Raw genomic sequence first — 23,887 nt, forward strand, 5'->3', positions numbered from 1 at the left:
AAGGCGACACTTTACGTATCGCCTTTTTTGCTTTAATATGTTTTACAGCCTTAGCTTACGCCGTGTAATTTTACTTTTAATCCGTCCATGTTGTTATTTAACTGCAACTGGCAGGCTAAACGCGAATTTGGTAACAGATCAGGCAAAGTATCTAACATGGCATACTCATCGTCTGTCATTTCGTTCAGTTTCTCTTCGCCTTCTAACACATCTACGCAGCAGGTAGCACATAAGGCCATTCCGCCACAGGTAGCCAGAATATCGTACTCTGATGCTTTTAAAAACTCCATCAGGCTTAAACCCATGTCAGTTGGTGCAACGTGTTCCGTAACCGAGCCATCCGGCTCCTGCATATATATGTTAATGTTGTTTTCCATTTTTTTAGTTCTCTTATGTTTGTAGCGACAAATATAGGAGAAAGCTTAAAATTCTGAAACTCCGTTTACAGTTGTATATTTCATGGTATATTTCACACCTGGGTTCATGTAAGAATAAGCACTGTGGCTCATTAATGCTGCCTCGTGGAAACCACACAGAATCAACTTTAATTTGTTGGTGTACGTATTGATATCGCCAATGGCATAAATTCCAGGGATATTTGTCGAATAATCATCCACATTAACCTCAATTGCACTTTTGTTGATATTTAAGTTCCAATCTTCGATTGGACCTAATTTAGGACTTAAACCAAATAAAGGAATTAAGTGATCAGCCTCTACCACCGTTTTTTCCATGGTACGGTTCTGCACAATTTCTACTTGTTCTAATTTATCCGTTCCCTGTACGGCCTGAAGATTGCTGTTTAAAATCAAATTGATTTTTCCGCTTTCTGCCAATGCCATTACTTTGGCAACCGAATCTGGCGCACCACGGAAACTCTCGCTTCTGTGCACCAAAGTTAATTCAGAACAAACTTCAGCTAAGTAAATGGTCCAGTCTAAAGCCGAGTCACCACCTCCGGCAATCACCATTTTCTGATCGCGGTACTTCTCAGGATCAAGGATCATATAGTTTACGCCTTTACCATTCTCAAAGTTTTCTAAGTTTTCTACAGCCGGTTTACGTGGCTCAAAGCAACCTAAACCGCCAGCAATTACCACCACTTTAGCTTCAATAACGGTACCCATGTTCGTGGTTAAAACGAAATCTGCTTCGCCACGCTTTTCTAAACCTTCAATACGCTCGCCTAAAGTAAACGTTGGATGGAAAGGTTTTGCCTGCTCCATTAAGTTATCGATAAGTTCCTGAGCCAACACAGAAGGATAACCAGGGATATCGTATATCGGTTTTTTAGGGTAAATTTCAGACAGCTGACCACCAACCTGCGGCAAGTAGTCAATTAAATGGCAACGCATTTTTAATAAACCGGCTTCAAAAATGGCGAATAAGCCAACCGGACCAGCGCCTATTACGGCTATATCAGTAGTGATCATTAAAAAAAATTTGACGCAAAGTTACAAAATAAAGTATTATCAATTCTGCTATTTAGAAATATTCTAGATAATTTTGTAATAATGTTGTATTCAATATTTTATATGCTTTGCATTGGCTAAAAACAAAAGTTAAGGGTTTTTAGGAGTTTAAAGCAAATTATAATTGGTCTATGGATATTGTAGAATTTAATTTTTATATCGTTTTTTCAAAGCCAATTTATCATAAACAATTATCAGCTCATTAGGTAGGCTGTCGTTTTTGGTTTTATAAGAAAATAAGCCATCTCGGTTGTTCCATGATAATCTAGACTTACCAATTATCGCAAATTGATATTGGTCTTCTAATTTGGAGTCGATATTGTTAACAAAGAATATAGTATCGTTTTTTATATAGTATCGTGAATCCATTGTTTTTACTCCGAAGCAGGTCACTCTTTTATAAAGCCTGCCATTTTCTTTAAATTTTAATATTGTTGTGCAGCCAGCCGAACCAGTCCAGCCCGCAATTAATACGTCTTTACCCTCAAATTTCTCGAAATCAATTATGCCCGAAGGAAAAAAACCTGTTGATATCACAACTATTGCCAACGTAGAACTGATGTAGATTCTATGTTTTTCCTTGAATTTTCTCTTTATAAGTAAAACTATTTGCTTTATTAAAAAGAAAAATAAAATGAGGTAAAAGATATACAACCCTATGGTTATCGGGAAGGCAAATAGCCCAGTTTTACCTTCCCAATAATATACGGTTTGAATAATGAGGAAAAAAGCAAGAGTGGCTGCCCAGAGTGCTTTGTTTTTTACCATGATAATCTTTCGTTACCAACTCATTCCTAAATTCTGAAATACAAAACTCCATACATCAGCAGCCTCTTCAATCAATTTCGTAGTAGGTTTGCCTGCACCGTGTCCAGCTTTGGTTTCGATCCTGATTAAAACAGGGTTTTCGCCTTTATATTTTTCCTGTAAGGTTGCTGCAAATTTAAAGGAGTGTGCGGGTACCACGCGGTCATCATGATCGGCAGTTGTGATTAAGGTGGCCGGATAATTAACCCCGCTTTTTAAGTTATGGAGCGGCGAATATTTAATCAGGTAATCGAAATCTTCTTTTTTGTCGCTGCTCCCGTATTCAACGGCCCAGCCCCAGCCTACGGTAAATTTATGGTAACGCAACATGTCTAAAACGCCAACAGCAGGCAAAGCCACTTTAAACAGGTCAGGTCTTTGCGTCATGCAGGCACCGACCAACAGGCCGCCATTTGAGCCACCAGATATGGCTATTTTAGCCGGATTGGTATATTTTTCTTTAACGAGGTATTCGGCTGCGGCGATAAAATCGTCGAAAACATTCTGTTTTTTGGCTAACATACCGCCTTTGTGCCAGGCCTCACCATACTCGCTTCCACCCCGTAAACTCGGCTGAACGTAAATGCCGCCACGCTCTAAAAAGAGCATCCGCGAGAGGCTGAAGCCTGGGGTTAGACTAATCTGGAAGCCGCCATAGGCATACAGATAAACCGGATTGTTGCCATCCAGTTTGATACCTTTTTTGTGAACAATAAACATGGGTACTTTTGTGCCATCTTTTGATGGGTAAAACACCTGTTTGGTTTCGTAGTTATCGGTGTTAAACTGCAGATCTGATTTTTTATATAATATCGATTCGCTTTTATTGATGTCGTAACGGTAAATTGTACCCGGAGTGGTGAAGTTGGTAAAGGTGTAAAAGAATTCTTTGTCTTCTTTGTACCCGCCAAAGCCTCCAACGGTTCCGATAGCTGGCAGTTTTACATCGCCAATTTTCTTTCCTGTTAAATCAAACTGAACAATATTGGTGCTTGCATCTTTTAAGTAGGATGCCCAAAGAAATCCTCCGCCAGTTCCAATACCTTCTAAAGCCAGTTTCGATTCAGGGATAATTTTCTGCCAGTTTTTAGGATCTGCATTTTTTGGATCGACTAAAACTACCTGTTTGTTTTCGGCACCGAGGTCGGTATTTACCAGCAGTTTATCACCGATATTATCAACAACGCTGTGGTTGTTTTCAAAACCTTTAACCAATAAGGCAATTTTGCTATCCGGCGCTTTTAAATCCTGATAATAAAGTGCATTGCCTGAAGTACCGGCACTGGCGTAAACCACCAGAAAGCGTTCATCTTCGGTAACGTTGGCGCCAAAATATAGATTTGGATTGCTTTTGTCTTCAAAAATTAACCGATCATTTTGCTGCTGATCGCCCAGTTTGTGGAAATACACTTTTTGGTATTTGTTGGCTGCTGAAAGATCGGTTCCTTTAGCAGGCTCGTCAAATTTACTGTAGTAAAAACCATCGCCTTTCCAGGCTGCGCCAGAGAATTTAGTCCATTTCAGCTCATCGGCTAATTTGGTTTTACTGGCAACCTCCATGATATAAATATTGCTCCAGTCTGATCCGGCCTGTGCAACCGAATAAGCCAGGTATTTTTTGTCGTGCGAGAAACCAAGCAGTGAAACGGCTGCTGTTCCATCTTTAGTGAGTTTATTGGGATCGAGAAAAATCTCTTCCTTACCTGCTAAACCTTTTTTAATAAACCAGATACTTTGGTTCTGAAGGCCATCATTTTTAGTAAAGAAATAATATTCGCCCACCTTAAATGGGGCACTTTCTTTAGGGTAATTCCACAATTCGGTTAAGCGCTTTTTAATATCCGCGCGGTAGGGAATTTGCTCCAGGTAGTTTTGGGTAACCTTATTTTCGGCGATAACCCAGGCTTTTGTTTCGGCCGAGGTATCATTCTCCAGCCATCTGTAAGGGTCGGCAATGGTCGTTCCGAAATAATTATCTTTTGTGCTGTCTTTTTTTGTTTCAGGGTATTTCATCAATGTTATTTTTTCTGCAGGTTTTTTGCCCTGGTTACAGGCAAACAGACTTAATGCAAATAAGCTCAATAGAATTTGTTTTTTCATGGTTTTATTGTCTTTTTTAATGAAGATACTTCGTATTCAGATTATTTACTAATATATGTTTTTACCTGCGGCTTGATTGCACAGATTTTTAGATTTCGCAGATTTAGATGCTTTAAGCTTTAGTTTCCAGAATTTTACCATTGAGAAATTAAGGGCATTAAGGTTTTTGTCTTGCTTGCCCATATCAAACAAAGATTTACACGGAGTTTGGTTCCTTACTTTAATCTTTCCGCTTTTTTCTTTCGGGTTGATTGCACAGATTAAGGGCTTTAGTCTTTCTTCTTTAGTCTTTCCGCTTTTTTCCTTGCGGGTTGATTGCACAGATTTATTGATTGCACAGATTATAGTGGTTTAAGCTTTGGTCTTTCTTCTTTAGTCTTTCCGCTTTTTTCCTTTACCTTTGAAAATCCATGGCAAAAAATATTTACTTCGCTTCCGATTTTCATTTAGGCACACCCAGTTATGCCGAAAGCCGTGCCCGTGAAGCGCGTATTGTAAGCTGGTTGAATTTTATAGAACCAAATTGTGGCGAACTGTTTTTGATGGGCGATATTTTCGATTTCTGGTTCGAGTATGCTAAAGTAATTCCGAAGGGATTTATCCGCTTGCAGGGTAAATTGGCTGCCATGGCCGATGCTGGGATAAAAATCTACTTTTTTAAGGGTAACCACGATATGTGGGTACGCGATTATTTCACTCAGGAAATAGGTATGGAAATCATCAGCGATGAACTGATTATTGAAAGGGGTGGCAAGAAATTCTATTTACACCATGGCGATGGCTTAGGACCAGGGGATAAAAAATATAAATTCTTAAGAAAGATTTTTAGAAGCAAATTTTGCCAATGGTTATTTGCCCGTTTGCATCCAAACCTGGGCATTGGTATTGCCAATGGATGGAGCCGGGGCAGCAGGGCTGCGCAAACCGAAAAGGAAGTTTTTTTAGGAGCGGATAAAGAATGGCTGGCCATTTATGCCAAAGAACAATTACAAAAAGTACATTTCGATTATTTTATTTTCGGACACAGGCACCTGCCGCTCGATATCGATTTGGGTAACGGAAGCCGCTATGTGAATACTGGTGAATGGCTTAATTATAATTCTTACGCAGTGTTTGATGAACAGGAGTTGAAACTGGAGTATTATAAGCCAAATTTATAGTTCCTATTTATTTTTTGGAAAGCAGAACCTGTAGCATCAGTTTAATATTTGCCGGGCTTTTCGTTATAGTCCCGATTTTTGAAGGAAAACCGGGAGCTGCCACTTCAATCCCGTTTAGGTACCCGGGTTTGTGCTGCTATTAGATTTGCCTAGTGATTAGATACACCGCCCTCAGTTTATAAACCTGATAGAACGAAAAGCCCGGAGCGAGGAACGAGTGAGGACTTGGAGGGATAGCAGGGCTACCGGCTGCCATGGGCATCTAACTGTTCATTTCCAAAACCTTTAAATAATGCTTTCCCTTTGTAAATCAGTTTTTCAGCACTATAATTTGATGTTTTTTGGAAAGTAGGGCCTGTAGCATCAGTTTAATGTTTGCCGGGCTTTTCGTTATAGTCCCGATTTTTGAAGGAAAACCGGGAGCTGCCACTGCAATCCCGTTTAGGTACGCAGGTTCCTGCTGCTATTTGGGTTTGCCTGGTGCCTGAGAGCACCGCCCTCCACGGGCTCAGAACCTTTCATTTTCAAATTGAACTGTAACGATTTCAATTTATGTCTAAGCGATTAGCCAATTAACCATCCTTCCTTTCCAAACTAATTCAGCTTTTTTCCTTATTTTTGCATTTCCTGAATTTTTGGGTCTATGCCAAGCTCAGGAAATTTCAACAAGAATAAATATGTTAGATAAATTAGAAGCTATAAAGCTGCGTTGGGAAGATGTGGAAGAATCGTTGAGTAATCCGGATGTTATTCAGGATATGAAGCGTTTTGCGGCTTTAAATAAAGAATATAAAGACTTAGGCAAGATTGTGGATGAATATAAAATCTACAAAAATGTAATGAGTAATATTGATGCCAACAAAGAAATTTTAGCTACTGAGAAAGATGCTGAAATGCGTGAGATGGCAAAAGAAGAGCTCGATCTTTTGTTAAAGCAACAGGAAGAAATGGAAAGTAATATCCGTTTGATGTTGATTCCTAAAGATCCGGAAGATGCTAAAAATGCCGTATTCGAGATCCGTGGCGGTACCGGTGGTGATGAGGCGGCTTTATTTGCCGGCGATTTATACCGCATGTATACCCGTTATTTCGAAACCAAAGGCTGGAAAGTAGAAACCGTTGATGTAACCGAAGGTACTGCTGGTGGTTATAAAGAGGTGATTCTGAAAGTGAGTGGCGATGATGTTTATGGCCAGTTAAAGTACGAAAGTGGTGTACACCGCGTACAGCGCGTGCCTGATACCGAAACACAGGGCCGTGTGCATACTTCAGCTGCATCTGTAGCGGTTTTACCAGAAGCCGAAGAGATTGATCTTTACATTAATCCTGCCGATATTGAATTGCAAACCTCGCGCTCAGGTGGTGCCGGTGGACAGAACGTAAATAAGGTAGAAACCAAGGTGCAGCTAACGCACAAACCGTCGGGTATTGTGGTGGTTTGTCAGCAGGAACGCTCGCAGTTGGGTAACCGCGTTATTGCAATGGAGATGTTGCGCAGTAAACTTTACGATATCGAATTGCAGAAAAAGAATGGCGATATTGCTGCAAAACGTAAAACAATGGTATCAACCGGCGATCGTTCGGCGAAAATCAGAACCTACAATTATCCTCAGGGCCGCGTTACCGAACACCGCATCGGATTAACGATGTATAACCTGCCAACCATTATGGACGGCGATATTCAGGAAATTATCGATGCGCTTCAGTTTGCTGAAAATGCAGAGAAGATGCAGGAAGGTGCTGTAGGTTAAGGAGTTAAATATTTTTGAAAAAAAAGTTTGCAAATTAAGATATAGTCTCTATATTTGCAACCTCGAAAGAGACAAGAGGTTCGAACTTTAAAGAAGAACAAAAGGAGTGGTAGTTCAGCTGGTTAGAATGCCTGCCTGTCACGCAGGAGGTCGCGGGTTCGAGTCCCGTCCATTCCGCAACAAAAGCCTTAACTTGAAAAAGTTGAGGCTTTTTTGTTTAAGAATCATTTTGATTAAAATATTTGGAATGAGGTTCAGTGTGTTACGTAATTATTGATTAAAAAGTCGGTTATTATAGTGATAAACTGAATATAGTGTCTATATTTGCATTCCCGAAAGGGGAAAGAGGTTCGAACTTTAAAGAGAACAAAAGGAGTGGTAGTTCAGCTGGTTAGAATGCCTGCCTGTCACGCAGGAGGTCGCGGGTTCGAGTCCCGTCCATTCCGCAACAAAAGCCTTAACTTGAAAAAAGTTAGGGCTTTTTTGTTTTCTGATAATAGCAATTATTCATTTCTTCGCAATAAAAAGGTGAGCAATTCGGTGAGCACATTAAACGGTATAAATGTACGATACGAAAAATCCAAAGGAAGGCCAATATAAAGAGCAAAAGAAATTGATGCGAAAGGTGGGGTCGAAAATCTTGACAATAAGAGGAGAGAAGTGAGTAAAGAAAGATTGATAGAAATGGAGAAAAAAAGACTCAAAAAAATGAATAAGGAATTAAATGTAAATTCAATAAAAGAATTTTGGAAATGGTTTGCTTCGATTTGTGAAGATTTCGGAGAGGCATTTGATAATTACGACTTAATTGATGACTTGGATAAAAGAATTCGTTCGCTTGGCGATTTTACCTGGGAGTTAGGCCCCGGAATTAATTCGAGCAACATGCTGGTTATTTCTCCAGGTGGTGAGTTAAGTTTATTAGAGAAGACCAAAAAAATTATTTCATATTCTATAAAGTGCAAAGGGTGGGATTTTTTTTATGCTAAGCCACCAAAGCAATGGGATCTTATTTTTGATTTCTATAGATATTCAGGAGAACAGATTGAAGTAAACGCAAATACATGGGAATATGTCTTGTTAAAATATGATGATGGTGTATTTGAAATATTGATTAAGTGTGAAAATGTTGATAGCCGCCTATCTATTGATGAAAAACAAATTGCCTGTGAGATACTTTTAGATGGGATCTTAGGAGAGGAGTTAAGAATTTTAAGGTTTGAAATTATCGAGGTTGTCGATAGTTTCGAAAGGAAATATCAGAACAAAGTTTTAAATATTAAATCTCTTTCCAGTCGGAGTATTGCGGTATGACACAATTGTTAACTGTAAACAGCAAAACCCATCAGAAATGTTGGGTTTTCTGTTTCTATGAATGCTGGTGCAAGAGTTATTTTTTCGTTGGGATAAAATGCAATATAATGATGATTGGGCATTTTGGCAAAAACCGCAATTCGTCCGCATTTAAACCGTGAGCACAACGCCTGCAGATGAGGTATTTAGACAAGGCCTATAAATAAATTGCATTAGATAGAATTAATATTTCCTTTACTATAGTCATTTATAGTCAAATATATGCAGAAAAAAGGTGAGCATGTAGTGAGCAGGCTACATCGGTATAATTTAAAAAGCTAACTGTCAAAGATATATGAGTAGGGTTCGAGTCCCGTCCATTCCGCAACAAAAGCCTTAACTTGAAAAAAGTAAGGGTTTTTTTGTTTTCGATCTTTTCGATCATTATAAGCCTTAAGCCCGATTCTTTGTAGCGTTTTAATCGCTTTGACCATCTAGTCTTAGCGTCTCGCTAAGGCCAAAACGGAGGCAACAAAAAACTGAATATGTAATAAAACTGCCCTCATTTACAAACATCAAATAAAAGGTGGATCTTGCATAAGAAAAAAACAGAGGGCTTAGACAGTTTTTGATAAAGGAAGTATTATTCCTAGAAATTGGTTGTTATTTTTTTCTAATTATTGGTGTAGTATATTTTTTTAAATTTATGAGTTTTCAGATTTTTATTGGTTTTTTGGCACCAGTCTTAATTATTTTTTTAGGAATATTGCTTAGGTTTTCCATAAATGATGGCTGGTCGTCTTACAGAAAATATTGGCTGTTTTTCGTTGTTATTGGTATACTTTTATTTGTCTATCAATTATGTTGTTAAAAGGGTTTAAACCAGAAGAGCTAATATTTGGAGGAATAGCTATTCCATCAATTATATTAGAAACAGGCTCTGTTGTTCCAGCACTAGTATCTTGTTGCTTGTTGAGTTTTTATTATTTGGCTTTTTGTTGGTATTTGTTCGCTGTGAAAAATGAAAAAAGGATTTTTCGCTCAATATCATTTGGGATCTTATATGCTTTAATCTGGTTAATTATTGGTGCTTGTACAGTTAAAATGTTTGGAGAACTGGGCTGGTTCTTTTATCTTATAGAAGCCTTACTGATTTTATCTGTTAGCTTGTATATATTTTTAAATAGAAAAAACAATAGTGATGTTTTTAATTCAACAAATTATTGGAGAATATCTGTAATTATAATCCTTAATATTTTTATTCTTATTTTTAAATAATAGAATTAATCTCCAATCTGGCGCAAGTGTTAAGTGCAGGGTGACTTCTGCCTAAGACAAAATCAAAGTCCAGCAGTTTAAAACTGTTGGGCTTTGTTATTTTTGTAAGAGTTCCAGTTTGATTAGCCTGGCTTTGAGGCTCCATATGTTCGGGAATATAGTTTGGCGAGTTGGGTGCCTTTCTGGTCTTAGCGTCCCCATCTAGTCTTAGCAGGCAGAGCCTGGTAGAAGATGGTCACCATATAACTATGGATTTGATAATCCTATTAAGTTTACTAATCCTGATGGAAGGTGGTAACAATTTCTTAACAGGGGGGGAATAAGTGGCAAAAAGCATGTCTGAAGAATTGATGAAAAAGAAAGACAAAAATTAATATGAATATTCAATTTTTCATAGTTGGTATTATAGCTGCAATATTGGGCGTGGTTTTGATGTTGAACCATAAGTTTTACAAATATAAAACAAGCGATATGCTGTTTGTTGCTAAATTGAGGGTGTTTTTAGGTTCTGCAGTTTTAACCTTGTTTGGGCTGTTGGTTTTATATGATGAGCTAAAGAAGGTTGTCAATTAGTATTACTTTAAGCTCTGCAGCCTACCTTATTATGGATAAATAAAGTATGGACATCACACTTTTTTCAATAGGTTTTGTTACCATGATAATTGGAATAATCTTAATGATTAGAAACAGATTCTATAAACATAAATCAAGCGATATGCTATTTGTAGCGGAACTGAAAATATTTTTAGGAGGATTGATTTTAACGGGAATGGGAATAGCAATCTTAATTAATGAGCTAAATAAGATGTGAGTTGATTGTTGCGAAGCCGTTACAGGCCTATGGCTTGTGAAGAATAAAAATAAAATTAGTTTGAATGCCTAGGCGGGTATTCTTGTTTAATGAGCGTATAACGGTGAGTAGTAAAGATTCCCATTTATCATAAGAATCACACTAGCCTTAAGATCTCGCTAAGACCTTTTTCGCTCTATAAACAATCATCTAAAGGCATTACAATAATAGCAGGAAAACCTTATTATATTGGTCCGGCAAATCACTTACCTGAACCTTAAATATTGTCGTAGATTTTCAAAATGTTTAAAATACAATACAAAAAACGGGTAGCTCAAACGAATTTGTCAAATACTGACTTAATTAAAAATATATTATTTGAACTTGATAAGTCAGGTTATAATGTAACTAGACAAGATCAAAAGGGTATAGACTTTAAGGATAATATATGGCGATTGGGTTCCCGGAGTGAAACCTTTCGTCGTGTAGACGGAGGAATATTCGAAATTAACCCTGAAGGTGGAAGTATCACTTTTACTTTTTATATCACTTTAACCTTTGAAATCCTATTAACAGGCATTATTGTACTGATTTGTCTTTTTCAGGACCCCTTTATTTTGATTTTTATAGTTTTTATCTGGTTGATGTTTTTGGTAAGGCTATTTTCAGTGAAAGATGCGGGTACAAGAATGCTGGTTAACGTGTTAAAAGCTTCTTGGTGAAAAAGCTATCTGTCACAAATAGCCGATACAGGTAGAAATCAAACTATTATTCGAAGGTCATTTTCGCAGCTAATCCTTTGTAGCGTTTTAATCGCTTTGGTCGTTTCTCCTTAAAAACCGGAAAACGATGAAAAAAATAACACTGCTATTATTAATGGGCATGGCCCTGCTTTCGTGCAAAAAAAATAAAACTTCTGATTGTGAAAAGAAAATGTGTACTTACCAGTTTGCCTCGGTAGGGATCAGGTTTGTTAACAACAAAGGCGAGGCTACCGAAGTAAAAGACTTTAAAGTAATCAACCAACGAACCGGAGAGAAACTGCAGGCCAATTCGAGCATTTCGATTAATACCATAAAAGGAGCCTTTGTTGTAGTTGATGATGGTAATATTCAAAGCTTGTCTGAAGAAGGGGATGATTTAAAAATTACGGGTACATCAGTAGAAACTAGTCAGACTAAATCTGCCATTATTAAAGTTAGCGGGGGCAAGTGCGCTTGTCACATCGATAAAATCTCAGGTCCGCAACAGATTGCTTTCGATTAATCAGTATTCTTTATAGATTTTGATGGACTTGGCTTTTATAAGCTGAGTCTTTTTTGTTTTGTGATTTTCTACCGGGATTTTTTTTATCATAATGAACTAATTTGTTGAGTAACAATAAAATTGGTCAATCGTTTGCGTGATTTTTAAGCTTGATTAAGCAGATTTCTGGTGATACTTTTATTAGAAATCTTTACTGCTGGTTTGAGTGAGAAGCTGGTAATGTAAACCTAAAATTATGAGAAGATTCAAGAAGTATCTGTTTTTTGCTGCTGTAATGATGATGGCAGTTTCAGTATTTGCGCAGCAAAAAGCAAAGAAGACAGGCAAAAGACTACCTAATATCATTTACATTTATGCAGACGACCTGGGTTATGCTGATATCGGCCCATATGGACAAACAAAAATAAAGACACCTCATTTGGATCGGTTGGCCAAAGAGGGGATGAAATTTACGCAGCATTATACCAGTACGCCCGTTTGTGCACCTGCAAGGTGTATGTTAATGACTGGTAAACATGGAGGGCATTCCTATATCCGCGGGAATTATGAAATGGGTGGTTTCCCTGATAGTTTAGAGGCCGGACAGATGCCTTTACCCGAAGGCGTTTTTACAATTCCTAAGATGTTGAAGCAAGTCGGTTACGCTACAGCATTAACGGGAAAATGGGGTTTGGGAATGAATAATACCTCAGGTTCGCCCTTAAAACAAGGTTTTGATTATTATTATGGTTATTTAGATCAAAAGCAATCGCATAGCTTTTATCCAACCCATTTGTGGGAAAACGATAAGGTGGTTCCATTAAACAATACATTTATCGATGTTCATCGCCAGTTAGACAGCACAAAAACACTCAATGATGCCGATTGGGATTATTTCAAGGGAAAAGAATACTCACAAGATCTGATCACTAAAAAAGCGCTCCATTTTATTGAAGGGCATAAGGACGCACCTTTTTTTCTTTATATGCCTTATACTATCCCGCATGTTTCGCTGCAGGCACCAGAAGCATACATCAAAAAATACATAGGATTATTTAATGAAAGGCCATATTACGGACAAAAAGGTTATGCCGCTACTAAATATCCCTTATCAACCTATGCTGCTATGATTACGTATTTAGATGATCAGGTAGGCATTATTTTAGCGGAGATTAAAAAGCTGGGGCTTGATGAAAATACCATCATTATGTTCTCGAGTGATAATGGGGCTACTTTTAATGGGGGCGTTGATGCGAAATTTTTTAATAGTGTTAACGGTTCAAGGGGTTTAAAAATGGATGTTTATGAAGGCGGGATAAGAGAACCTTTAATTGCCCGCTGGCCAGGCAAAATCCCGGCAAATTCGATGAGCGATTTTGCATCGGTACAGTTTGATATGATGGCTACCTTTGCAGAAATAACAGGAACAAAAGCCAATAACACCGATGGCATTTCATTATTGCCAACTTTGCTGGGAACACCTGCCAAACAAAAACAACGCGAATATATTTACTGGGAATATCCCGAAAACGGAGGTCAGCTCGCCATCAGGATGGGTGATTGGAAAGGTGTTAAAACAGCCGTGCGTAAAAACCCGAAAAATACCGCTTGGCAGATCTTCAACATTAAGAATGATCGTTTTGAAGCGCATGATGTAGCTGCCGAACATCCGGAACTGGCAAAACGGTTTGATGAAATTGTAAAAAAAGAACACCAGGCAGCGCACCTGTTAGAATGGGAATTTCTAGACAACCGCGGGCCTAAAAAAACCGGTTAATAGACCCGTTTAATATAGATATCAGCCGTTATACAGTTTTAAGTTATTTAAGGCGACAATATACCTAACAATTATTGAGTAGTATTAAACACGCTAGTATGTAGTGTTTTAAGAAATAAAAGTTTGTAGTTGTCAATTTGTTTGTTTAGTTTAGTTAAACAAAATTGTGTTTTATGTAAACAATATTTTAACCTTAACTTAACTATGAAAACATTAAAACTTTTACCATCCCTAATTTTGTTAACGGCTTTGTCCATCATGTCTGGGTGATTGGAAAGGTGTTAAAACAGCCGTGCGTAAAAACCCGAAAAATACCGCTTGGCAGATCTTCAACATTAAGAATGATCGTTTTGAAGCGCATGATGTAGCTGCCGAACATCCGGAACTGGCAAAACGGTTTGATGAAATTGTAAAAAAAGAACACCAGGCAGCGCACCTGTTAGAATGGGAATTTCTAGACAACCGCGGGCCTAAAAAAACCGGTTAATAGACCCGTTTAATATAGATATCAGCCGTTATACAGTTTTAAGTTATTTAAGGCGACAATATACCTAACAATTATTGAGTAGTATTAAACACGCTAGTATGTAGTGTTTTAAGAAATAAAAGTTTGTAGTTGTCAATTTGTTTGTTTAGTTTAGTTAAACAAAATTGTGTTTTATGTAAACAATATTTTAACCTTAACTTAACTATGAAAACATTAAAACTTTTACCATCCCTAATTTTGTTAACGGCTTTGTCCATCATGTCCTGTAAAAAGGCCGGCACGACAATTCAAGAAGAAAAACAAATTTCAGATGAACAATCTTTAGCAAAGAGTGCATTGGTTGTGAAACCTAAAAAGGTTTTGTTTATTGGTATTGATGGCTGTGTATGGAAAGCCATTACGGCCACAAACGCACCAAACCTTAAAACCTTAATGGATCAGTCGTACACCAGTACCAATGCATTGGCCCAGGTGCCTACCTGGTCATCAAATGGCTGGTCGGCATTGTTTACCGGTGTGGGCGTAGCCAAACACAAAGCATCCGATAATAGTTTTTCGGGTTCTGATTTTGTAAACTACCCGTCTTTTTTTAGGCAGATTAAAACGAGTTTACCTGCGTTGCGCACGGCATCAATTGTTACCTGGTCATCGATCAATAGCTATATAGTGGCAACCCCTGATGTAACCGTGAAACAGAACAGCGCAAATGATAATGCTACCGAAACCAGGATTATTCAGGAAATTACCACCAGCAATACCGATGTTGCATTTTGCCATTTCGATAATGTTGATCATGCCGGTCATGCCAGTAATTACAGAACCACAACGCAAATGTACATGGATTCGGTAAAAGCGGTCGATTTGCGTGTAGGAAGGATATTAACTGCTTTAAAAGCAAGACCAACTTATAATAACGAAGATTGGTTAATCGTTGTGGCAACAGATCATGGTGGAGATTTAACTCATGGCGGTGCGAGTTATCTGGAACAAAATGCATTTATCATTTTAAACAACAGTGCCATTGCTCCTCAATTGGTTAATGCTTTACCAACCACCTCAACAGAATCGACGCCGCACAGCATCTCTACTGTTAATTTTAAAACCAATGTTTATGGTCAGTTGCCTACGCTCAGTAGTCTTAATCTTAGTGCAACCAGTAGTTTTACCATCGAGTTTAGGGCAAGGGCAACAACTGCCACAAGCGATCCGGTAATTATCGGGAACAAAAACTGGGCAAGCGGTTACAATAAAGGAATTATCATTGCTAATAGAAACGGGGTAATCAGAGCAAACTTTGGCGATGGCACCCACAGGTTGGATATTGATGGTGTTGATTTAACCGATCAGTTGTGGCACCAGGTGGCGATAGTGGTTAACCGCAGCACGCAAAAAGCAACCATGTACGATGGCGGGGTTCAGGTGGCCGAAGGTAATATCTCGGCAGTTGGCGATTTGCAGAGTAATATTGCCTTTCAGATCGGGCAAGATGGTACTGGAAATTACAGCCCATACTTTACAGGTAATATTTCAGAAATCAGGTTGTTTAAATCTGCACTGCCTGCAACAAGCATTAGCGCTTACAGCTTTACTGCTTTAACTTCAGCACACCCGCAATACGCTAATCTGGTTTTATACACCAAAGGAAACGAAGGAAGCGGAACCACTTATAATGGAAGTTTGGTTACCCCTCAAATTAGCATCCTCACCAAAAACAGCGCAACGGTTACCTGGAGTGCTTTAACTACACCTATATTTAAACGTAAAATAACCGATTACCATGGCGCACCTTACTTATATAGCGTGCCACCAACCATATTAAAGTTTTTAGGAATCACTGCGCCTAGCTATTATGATGGGCAGGCCCTGGTTAATTTCTAAATTTATAAGAAAAAAAAGCTGTACTTGGTTATGGGTACAGCTTCATTATCAATTTACTCCGAGAAATTATTTTAATCGAGCAATGTCCAGGTTTTTCTGGCCTGTACCTGCTGTACAACCTGCTGTTCGGCAACCACAATATTTTCTTTGCGCTGGCCAATATACTCTAATCCACTCAACTTATTCCAAAGCGCCACCAGTACATTCATAAATTCGCTGGCCATTAGCATACTGTTATTAATTTGTTTATGATCGTAAACCAGTTCGATGGTTTTGGCTAATAGCTCTTCAAAATTTCCTGGAGTTACATCTTTCCACTCGTAAAAATACTTAAGCAGTTCTTCTCTTTCACGGGGATCAATCAGTTTGATGGCTGTAAAAAAGATATGAGCCAGACTGGAGAAATAACCGGTTAAAACTGCCGGCGATTCACGGTGTGCTATGTTTCTGTATTCGTAAAATAAACCTGCAATATAATCTACAATTTTCTCCGAGATCAAACGGATATTCTTGCCTAGCGGGGTAATATTATCACGTCCTCCAGTTTTATCAATAATTTTAAAAGCCGCCAGCTGTAAATCATTTAGTAAAACACTAAAAGATTCATAGTATCTGATCAGGGCCGGATGACTGGTTATGGTTGAACTGGGCGGTATATAATTGTTGTTGATCGTTAATCTTCCGTTCTCGTAATAAACCTGCCCGATAGTTAGAAAATAACTGTCGGCGGTTTGCGTGCTTACTTCACTTTCGGGTAAAACGGCAATGGAGTAGCTTTTTGCCAGCTCAGGATAACGGATTGGGCTTTCTTCGGGATTTGGTGTACCTGTTGGGACGCGGTTAAACGGATTCACCACCAATAAAATAACGTAGTTACGCGGCTCTGACTGACCAAAATAGTGGTTATGTACCAGCGTATCCATGTTATCTGATTGTACAATATCAATGTGGCAGCCTTCAGGTGTGATGGCATTACAATATCTTACCCTTACCTCGATATGGTTGGTTGCTTTTTCGATAATCTCAATATCATGCGAACTTTTGTAACCCGTAAACGGCGGCAAGAATCCATAATTGCTATTATTTAAATGTATAGATACGGCATCCCGAACAAAATCCTGTAAATAGAGGTCGCTTACTGTAAAATGATCACTAGAAAGCTTCATGCCATTAATCCAGTTAATGGATTTATATTTTAGCGGCTTTATCATGGTAAATGTTTTTATATAGGTTAGATAAAGATAGCACTTTCTCCAACTTCATTAGGCTTATTTACATTTTCTGAAACGCGTTTGGCATAAATCGTCATTTTTTCGGTAATGCCATTTTCTACAATATCCAGATCCGGATCAATAAAAATATTGCGTTTAAAAAAGGAGGTTTTAATAAAGAAAATCCATTTGTAATTCTCCTGGTCATCGCCTTTAAAAGCTACCGGGCTTTTGGCAAACTTCAGGTTATAATCGTCAATAAATTTATGGAACCAGGTGCCGAAATTCATGTTTTCTACCGCCTTTACTTTTACTTTAAGGGGCTCAGGATCGGTACTTTTTTTATACAGTTCCAGTTCCAGTACCAATAACCTGTTAAAATCAACATGGTCCATATTGATGTCCAGGGGCGTATCAGGATATTTCCAGATTTTATAGATTTCGGAAGGGATGCCAAGCAATGAAACATAAGCCCACCAAAAAATAAGCGGAACAAAAAAGCAGGTAATGCTGCCCGCACCAAACCATCCAAAATTTACCGAGCTTAACCAGTTAAAGGCCAGCTGAAATAAATAAACAGCTAAAATAGCCGAGATTAGTGTGGCGAAAAAGATAAAAATCTTGCGTTCCAGTACGTCTTTTGGGTAATATTTAGTTAACAGGTAAACGAAAACTGTACCCATTAAAAGATAAAAAATACAGCAAATAATATAACCCCAGGGCATAAAATTAAAGTTCAGAAAACCCAGGAAACCTGGAGCAGCTAAAATAATACCGATGAGCAGAACACTTACGATAAGTCTTTTGTTATTAAGAAACTGGTTCTTTTTATTAATGATGGAAAGAACCGCCGTTGAGATAAGGAAAATCAGCGGAAATAAGAGAAAGCGAATAAAAAATGATTGAACGTCCATTAATTTTTATAGATGTGATGTATTACAAATATAGTATCTTTAGTATTTGATTATAATCCTATTTTTTTTCGATAATATAAATTTAACCTATAACAAATAAGCAAGCTTAAAGTTTAAATGAAAAAAGGAACTTTGATTAATAACGAACTCTTTACCGATTATAAAGCCGTAGCCCATGCTGCCGACTTAATAGAGCGTGAAGTAATAGATGCTGATCGTGTTGAAGTTATCCCAATAGGGCCAGATAAGCGTGCTTTTGCAAAAGATATTGAAAACACCAGTACCTATTATACTGAAAGAAGAAGGCACGACCGTATCCGCATCAACACCAATAGAGAAAGTTTATATGATATGCTGCCCGAAGGGCTTTTTCATCGGCCGCCAACAGGCAGTGCAGGGATGGATGAGGAGTCGATGATTAAGGATATCAGGGATAGGAGAGAAGAAGAAAAGCAGGCGAGGTTGTTTTTCACCCCCTTTGATGCTGAAATTAATCATGTAAGGATTATGACCGAGCTTTATGAAAACAGGCTCGATAAAAAAACCACTTATTCTGATTTAAGCCAGATATTCGAATTTGGCTGGGGTGAATTTAACCTATTGAATAAAGAACAAAGCATCATCTGGATGCATCTATTGCCCGAAATTCAACTAAAAAGAAATGATATTGGCTTTGTATCTAAAGTGCTTACCGCCTTGTTTAATTTGCCGGTAAACCTTGTTGATACTACGGCTAATATTGGCCCGTTAAAAATTGCAGATGAACTGCAGATGGAGCTTGGCACCAGCGCACTAGGCATTGATACCATTATTGGCGATAGTTTTATGCCAGAGCATGAGGCTTATCATGTTAATATTGGTCCCACCACACCACAAGAACTGATTGGCTTTATTCCGGGTCAAAAGAACCGGGCCATTTTAGATATGGCGCTGAGTTACCTCATGCCGCTTGATGCGGAGGTAAGTGTTGAGCTGCTTACCGCAACCGATTTTCAGGAAACAGTATTGAGTGCAGATGGTGAAAGCGCCTATTTAGGGTACACGGTATATATTTAATTGCAGGAAGGAACAAAGAAGCAATTCAAATGACGATCATTTAAAGAGATTTATCTCCTTAAGATCCTCTTGTCATTTCACTAACTGCTTACAAACCAGCATATCCATCTTAGCACCTTAAACCATTTTATATACCGTTGGCTTTAATAGTAAGCGGTAATGCACATTCATGGTGCTCCTTAATTTTAATTTAGCCAGGGTAAGGCCAAGCAGTTCTTCCCAGTCTTGCGGCGTAAGGTTTAGGTTATCTGCCGGCTCAATTATAATATCGGTGGTTTTAATAAATCCAGCATTAGGCCTGTTATCCATCACAATACCTTTGGCTAAAGTAATGCCTTTAAGCTTTTGGGCCAATTCGTAACGGCAAAAGTTAATCACGTCTGCCCTGGTAATAATTCGATCTGCAGTAGTTAGTCCATACTTGTAAGCCTGAACGCGGTTGGTCGCATTTAGCCGGCTGCGGCCTCCTTTTGTTTGGCTCAATAAAAAAATGCTTTCTGCATTAACTTTGCTATTGTCGTAGGCCACTAATCGGCTGCCTGCATTAATGTGGTTAGCCTCCTCGGCCTGTGTAACCCAGATATCCAAAAATAGAATATCGGCATCATCAATCGGTTTTAAAACAATATAGCTGGGTAATTCTTTGATATCTTTTAATGCCGAACGGCTCTTTTGCTCAATGAGGGCAATGTTTTGTTCTAAATTTTTGAGCACAGTACTTAAAAAATCAGGACCATAGGCAGAAAAAGAAGCCTTTTCATCTCTCAGCAATTCAAACAGGTAATCGACCAGTTCTTTTGCATTTCTGGTATCGAAACGTTCGGTGCCACCATATCTGATTGAGAACGAACCATCACCCTTATCGTTCTCGTTGGTGTATGGAATTTCGTTATAACTTTTGCCTTTATTGTCTTTCAGATTTTCTACTGCCAGCATTTGGTCCATCGCTTCGGTTTTAATCGGGATGATGTTATTCATCGTTTTTAGCCGGTGTTTTATCTGGCTTAACCTTTTATTCACCACCGGAAATGCATTGATGTAGATATGAAGTTCGTTCAGCATTTCCTGATTGATGGCCGCAGGAAAAACCACTTTAAGCCATTTCACTTTTTCGTCTATCTGGTTTAAGCTGGCTGACTGGAAAATGTTTTCAAAAGCAGCTGGCAATTCTTTGCTTTCATCAATGTTAAAGTCGTTGAGATCGCCAAGGGTAATAAACCTGTTGCTGTAAAACTGGAGCACATCAGCCTTAATCAGATTAAGCAGTTGTTTATGCTGAAAAGGCGCCTCTTGTTTTCCTGTTAAAGGCTCGTCCATAAAGCGTTCGGTATAAGCACTAAGCTCATTGTCTTTGTAGAACCATTTCCCTAAGGATAACAGATCGTAAGTGTTTTCAGGCACCGAATAATTTTTCCAGTCGAAAAATAAATTCAGTTTATTAAAATCCATCCAGTTTTTTATCCCGCTAAAACCAATGTAGATGGTGTTTTTTTCAATTGCTGAGCCGGGTAATGTGTTTAAAACAGGTTGCTTGCTCAATTGCTCAACATTAAAAAGGGTATTTCCGGTAGCAATATATTTTACAGCAGCATTTTGAACTTTTACATGGTGTAAGGGACTAAAGAAAATATCGATTTTTTTTGCCTTATCATTTTCTTGCTGAATATTTTTCTTAAAGGCAAATTGTGTATAGGGCGAAAGGTAATCCTCATCTTCGATTGGCCTGGCATGGATAATCGCATGTGCGGGCAACGATGAGGTGAGATGATCGGGAGCTAAAATGCGGCTGATCTTATCAAAAATTCTATTCTCAAGATTTTTAACATCATTGGCCACATTAAAAAGTTCGTTACTTAAGGCTTCAATAATCAATTTTACAAGCGGATCGAAATCATGACTATCCTTAACGTTCCAAAAATCTTCGGCATTTTTTAAAATTCTGTTCCGGATTTCATCTTTTGATGAATAAAAAACTGGTTTCATGTGTAGAATATTTTGGGCGTTTTAGATTAAGTTGATAGTGGGCTAAGAAATAAAGCGGTATTGAAGAAATATTTTTCTCCTGTGGTTTTTATTAGTGCGCTAACACTAATATCTACCTTTTTTTTAATCTCGGTTATCTTACGCAGTGGGTATACATTTTCGACCTCAGTAATACGTACTTCTACCTCGGTATTATATATCCTGAATTCATAATCAATAATGGATTTTAGCAACGATTTGCGGAATTTTTCCTCCCAAATGCTCTCGCTTACAATTAATTCAAAATCCAGATCCCATATCTCACATCCGAAATCACGATGGAATCTATGCTCTCCAAAACGGGTGAAAATAATCAATTCAATGTGGTTAGAAATCGATTTTCCGAGATTAGTTGCCTGTAGGCCAGCACCTGAAAAGATGGAGTTAAATCTGAAGGGTTTGTTGAAAAAATTTTCAGACATAGATGTTTGGCTTAAAGTTTGTTAAAAGTAAAAGAAATAAAATCGTTTTTAATAACCAAACAACAAATATTAAAAATTGTTATAGTACAATGTTAATTTGAAAAGGTTTGCATGATTTTCAGTGAGGTTGATGTCAGATTAATTACTAGTCAATTGCTATGTGAAACTATTAAATCTATATGAAACCCATTAACGCCACTGAAATTAGGAATTCATATACGAAGTTTATTTTAAACTTTGTTTTCCTAACACTCTTCTCCATTCTTTGTATTTATCTCTTTTTTGCAGCTTCTGATTATGAATACACTTTACTCGATAAAAAAGTAAAAGAAACTGAAAAACTATCCTATTTACGAAAAGATATCAATACCAATTTCGATCTCATTTTAGTCCGCTTTAAAGAGCTTGCCCAATACCGCGATTATAATGCAAACGAAATGAGCAAACAAAGCATTTTATTGGGCGACATTCAAACCGCCAACAACAGGATAAAAGATTTGATTACCAGGAAAACCGAAGCGAGCCCGAGTTTCGATCTTTACGGAAAACTCAATAATAATGTTGGTGCAATGGCCGATTTACAGGATTCTCTGATCAAATCGAGAGGGGATATTCAAAGATATAAAGAACAAATAAACGACTGCCATCGGGCAAACCAGTCGGCAGCGAACAAAATTAGAAATGGCAGATACGGTCGATAATTAAAGATTATGATAAAACTAAGCATAAAAGAAAGACGGGAACAATTCTTGTTTTTTTTAGCCCTATTTGTTTTTACTGTCGGGCTTTTAAGCTTTGGCATTTTTTACAGCGGTACATCCCGGTACGAAATTTCTAAAGAAGAACTGGAAGTTAAAATTAGTGAAAACGAGGCCTTTGAAAATATGGTGAAAGAAACCATGCCTACGGTTGACACCACCTTTAAACAAATTACACGCTATAACCCAAATGTACAGGCGGTATTTTTAAAGAATGATATTCAGCTTTCGTTAGGCTCCATTAAAGCCGCATTTGATCGCAAAGCATCAGATTCACGATACAAAATCTTCGTTCAAACCTCGCAATTGTACGACAGGTTATTTTACGATAGACAAGAACAAAATAGAAATATTACGGATATCGAACTGCACAAAAGGCAATTAGACGACTGCATTACCAACAGACGTCAGCTGCAGCAAACCATATCTGCAAGATAAACATCCCACAACCTATAAAAAACGCTACCTATGTCTGACACAAACACCAAGCAAGTTAACTCAAATTCGCAAGGCTACGTTATTCTCTACATCCTTTTGGCTGTGCTGCTCTTAACAGGCCTGATTTTTTTATTTAAAAGCTCCTTGTTCGAAAAGAGGGCCATTGATGCACGGATCCTTAAAGATGAAATTTATTTAAACGAGGATTTGGTTTTTACCGATAATACACCAAAAGCCACTAAATGGTTATGGGAGTTCGGTAATGGCGAAAAAGCAACTACAAAAACTGGTTCCTATCATTACACCAAGCCGGATACTTATATTGTACGTTTAACGGTAGACGGCGAACTGCGCCAGGAATTTCCAATAACCGTACGAGATACTGTGAAAGCAGCGGTGATCGATAGCGTACTCACCATAAGCGGGCCAACTGCTGGTCTGGTTAACGAAGAAATCAGGCTGGAGGGCGATGGTGAAGGAAAAGATTTCGAATGGTCTTTTGGCGAAACCGGAAGGGTTGATGTTAAGGGAAAAACCGCCCTATATACTTACCGCGCTCCAGGAAAATATGTCGTTAAACTTCGCTCAGATAAAGCACGTAAGCCTGCTTTTTTAACCATCCTGATTACCGATCCCAATGCGGAAATAGTGGAAGATCTGGTTGCACCCGGCGATGGTGAACGTAAAACCATTGATGATATCAGGGCCCGCTTACAGGCCATTGCAAATGGTGCCGATTTCAACTCCAACTATTATTACCTCATTAACAAATACATGTGCAACAATGAAAAAGTAACGGTAAATGTGGAGATGAACGGAAAGAAAAAGCAGACCGATATTTATTCTTATTGCATGGGGCTAACTTTTGGTGGCGAAATAGCCGTTGATGAAGCGCAGTTAACCATTAAGCCCAATTCTACCTGTGCCAGTTTGTTAAACATTAAGCAACATTCGGGAACAGCCCAGCCTGCGGCAACAGCAACTACTGATGCTGCGGCGAAAACAAAATAGATTAACATCTGAACCTA

At 38.2% G+C, this 23,887-nt stretch carries 22 protein-coding genes and 2 tRNA genes; 16 read left to right on the forward strand and 8 right to left on the reverse strand.

Annotated features, from left to right (window positions below; genetic code table 11):
- Positions 1–50: 50 nt before the first annotated feature.
- The 4 genes from AC04QZ_RS11155 to AC04QZ_RS11170 all read right to left on the reverse strand — a co-directional run bounded on the left by AC04QZ_RS11155 (position 51) and on the right by AC04QZ_RS11170 (position 4,379).
- Positions 51–377, reverse strand: a complete 327-nt coding sequence (locus AC04QZ_RS11155) for a 2Fe-2S iron-sulfur cluster-binding protein (protein WP_025141835.1) — start codon at positions 375–377, stop codon at positions 51–53.
- 45 nt (positions 378–422) lie between these two features.
- The gene (locus AC04QZ_RS11160) at positions 423–1,433 is read right to left on the reverse strand and encodes an NAD(P)/FAD-dependent oxidoreductase (RefSeq protein ID WP_029274634.1); all 1,011 of its coding nucleotides are present in this window, start codon (positions 1,431–1,433) and stop codon (positions 423–425) included.
- Positions 1,434–1,619: 186 nt separating this feature from the next.
- Positions 1,620–2,240 carry a hypothetical protein gene (locus AC04QZ_RS11165; RefSeq protein WP_478357825.1) on the reverse strand — a complete coding sequence of 207 codons (621 nt, stop codon included), beginning with the start codon at positions 2,238–2,240 and terminating at the stop codon, positions 1,620–1,622.
- A 12-nt stretch (positions 2,241–2,252) separates the two neighbouring features.
- Complete coding sequence (locus AC04QZ_RS11170; protein WP_478357826.1) at positions 2,253–4,379, reverse strand: prolyl oligopeptidase family serine peptidase; 2,127 nt, start codon at positions 4,377–4,379, stop codon at positions 2,253–2,255.
- 410 nt (positions 4,380–4,789) lie between these two features.
- On the opposite strand from AC04QZ_RS11170, the gene AC04QZ_RS11175 reads away from it, so the two are divergent.
- From AC04QZ_RS11175 to AC04QZ_RS11230, 12 genes are all read left to right on the forward strand, one after another.
- On the forward strand, positions 4,790–5,539 hold the full coding sequence (locus tag AC04QZ_RS11175) for a UDP-2,3-diacylglucosamine diphosphatase (RefSeq protein WP_478357827.1): 750 nt from the start codon (positions 4,790–4,792) through the stop codon (positions 5,537–5,539).
- A gap of 677 nt (positions 5,540–6,216) precedes the next feature.
- On the forward strand, positions 6,217–7,290 hold the full coding sequence (gene prfA, locus AC04QZ_RS11180; protein WP_086548609.1) for a peptide chain release factor 1: 1,074 nt from the start codon (positions 6,217–6,219) through the stop codon (positions 7,288–7,290).
- 103 nt (positions 7,291–7,393) lie between these two features.
- A tRNA-Asp gene (locus AC04QZ_RS11185) sits at positions 7,394–7,467 on the forward strand.
- Between the two features lie 195 nt (positions 7,468–7,662).
- Positions 7,663–7,736 (forward strand) — tRNA-Asp (locus AC04QZ_RS11190).
- A gap of 214 nt (positions 7,737–7,950) precedes the next feature.
- Positions 7,951–8,604, forward strand: a complete 654-nt coding sequence (locus AC04QZ_RS11195; protein ID WP_478357828.1) for a hypothetical protein — start codon at positions 7,951–7,953, stop codon at positions 8,602–8,604.
- A gap of 840 nt (positions 8,605–9,444) precedes the next feature.
- Positions 9,445–9,861, forward strand: a complete 417-nt coding sequence (locus AC04QZ_RS11200) for a hypothetical protein (protein WP_478357829.1) — start codon at positions 9,445–9,447, stop codon at positions 9,859–9,861.
- 375 nt (positions 9,862–10,236) lie between these two features.
- The gene (locus AC04QZ_RS11205) at positions 10,237–10,434 is read left to right on the forward strand and encodes a hypothetical protein (protein ID WP_478357830.1); all 198 of its coding nucleotides are present in this window, start codon (positions 10,237–10,239) and stop codon (positions 10,432–10,434) included.
- A 519-nt stretch (positions 10,435–10,953) separates the two neighbouring features.
- Complete coding sequence (locus tag AC04QZ_RS11210; protein WP_478357831.1) at positions 10,954–11,373, forward strand: hypothetical protein; 420 nt, start codon at positions 10,954–10,956, stop codon at positions 11,371–11,373.
- A 127-nt stretch (positions 11,374–11,500) separates the two neighbouring features.
- Positions 11,501–11,917, forward strand: a complete 417-nt coding sequence (locus AC04QZ_RS11215) for a hypothetical protein (protein ID WP_478357832.1) — start codon at positions 11,501–11,503, stop codon at positions 11,915–11,917.
- Positions 11,918–12,152: 235 nt separating this feature from the next.
- Entirely contained in the window at positions 12,153–13,673 is a 1,521-nt protein-coding gene (locus tag AC04QZ_RS11220) for an arylsulfatase (protein WP_478357833.1), read from the forward strand.
- A gap of 292 nt (positions 13,674–13,965) precedes the next feature.
- The gene (locus AC04QZ_RS11225) at positions 13,966–14,160 is read left to right on the forward strand and encodes a hypothetical protein (RefSeq protein WP_478357834.1); all 195 of its coding nucleotides are present in this window, start codon (positions 13,966–13,968) and stop codon (positions 14,158–14,160) included.
- Between the two features lie 204 nt (positions 14,161–14,364).
- Positions 14,365–16,038, forward strand: a complete 1,674-nt coding sequence (locus AC04QZ_RS11230) for an alkaline phosphatase family protein (protein WP_478357835.1) — start codon at positions 14,365–14,367, stop codon at positions 16,036–16,038.
- 71 nt (positions 16,039–16,109) lie between these two features.
- On the opposite strand, the gene AC04QZ_RS11235 is transcribed toward AC04QZ_RS11230, so the two are convergent.
- Positions 16,110–17,249 carry a hypothetical protein gene (locus AC04QZ_RS11235; protein WP_478357836.1) on the reverse strand — a complete coding sequence of 380 codons (1,140 nt, stop codon included), beginning with the start codon at positions 17,247–17,249 and terminating at the stop codon, positions 16,110–16,112.
- Between the two features lie 20 nt (positions 17,250–17,269).
- The gene (locus AC04QZ_RS11240) at positions 17,270–18,163 is read right to left on the reverse strand and encodes a TssN family type VI secretion system protein (RefSeq protein WP_478357837.1); all 894 of its coding nucleotides are present in this window, start codon (positions 18,161–18,163) and stop codon (positions 17,270–17,272) included.
- A 117-nt stretch (positions 18,164–18,280) separates the two neighbouring features.
- Here AC04QZ_RS11240 and AC04QZ_RS11245 point away from each other — a divergent pair, with 117 nt between their 5' ends.
- Positions 18,281–19,219 carry a type VI secretion system baseplate subunit TssG gene (locus AC04QZ_RS11245; protein ID WP_086548621.1) on the forward strand — a complete coding sequence of 313 codons (939 nt, stop codon included), beginning with the start codon at positions 18,281–18,283 and terminating at the stop codon, positions 19,217–19,219.
- Positions 19,220–19,336: 117 nt separating this feature from the next.
- On the opposite strand, the gene AC04QZ_RS11250 is transcribed toward AC04QZ_RS11245, so the two are convergent.
- Positions 19,337–21,202, reverse strand: coding sequence for a type VI secretion system baseplate subunit TssF (locus tag AC04QZ_RS11250; RefSeq protein WP_478357838.1), 1,866 nt, complete (start codon positions 21,200–21,202; stop codon positions 19,337–19,339).
- Between the two features lie 26 nt (positions 21,203–21,228).
- Positions 21,229–21,663: a GPW/gp25 family protein gene (locus tag AC04QZ_RS11255; RefSeq protein ID WP_086548623.1), complete on the reverse strand. Its 435-nt coding sequence runs from the start codon at positions 21,661–21,663 to the stop codon at positions 21,229–21,231.
- 179 nt (positions 21,664–21,842) lie between these two features.
- Here AC04QZ_RS11255 and tssO (AC04QZ_RS11260) point away from each other — a divergent pair, with 179 nt between their 5' ends.
- The 3 genes from tssO (AC04QZ_RS11260) to AC04QZ_RS11270 are packed head-to-tail and all read left to right on the forward strand — an operon-like array spanning position 21,843 to position 23,870.
- Positions 21,843–22,364, forward strand: a complete 522-nt coding sequence (gene tssO / locus AC04QZ_RS11260) for a type VI secretion system TssO (RefSeq protein WP_086548624.1) — start codon at positions 21,843–21,845, stop codon at positions 22,362–22,364.
- A 9-nt stretch (positions 22,365–22,373) separates the two neighbouring features.
- On the forward strand, positions 22,374–22,859 hold the full coding sequence (gene tssO / locus AC04QZ_RS11265; protein WP_086548625.1) for a type VI secretion system TssO: 486 nt from the start codon (positions 22,374–22,376) through the stop codon (positions 22,857–22,859).
- 30 nt (positions 22,860–22,889) lie between these two features.
- Positions 22,890–23,870 carry a PKD domain-containing protein gene (locus AC04QZ_RS11270; protein WP_086548626.1) on the forward strand — a complete coding sequence of 327 codons (981 nt, stop codon included), beginning with the start codon at positions 22,890–22,892 and terminating at the stop codon, positions 23,868–23,870.
- Positions 23,871–23,887: the final 17 nt, after the last annotated feature.

This window comes from Pedobacter folensis (genome assembly GCF_056490665.1).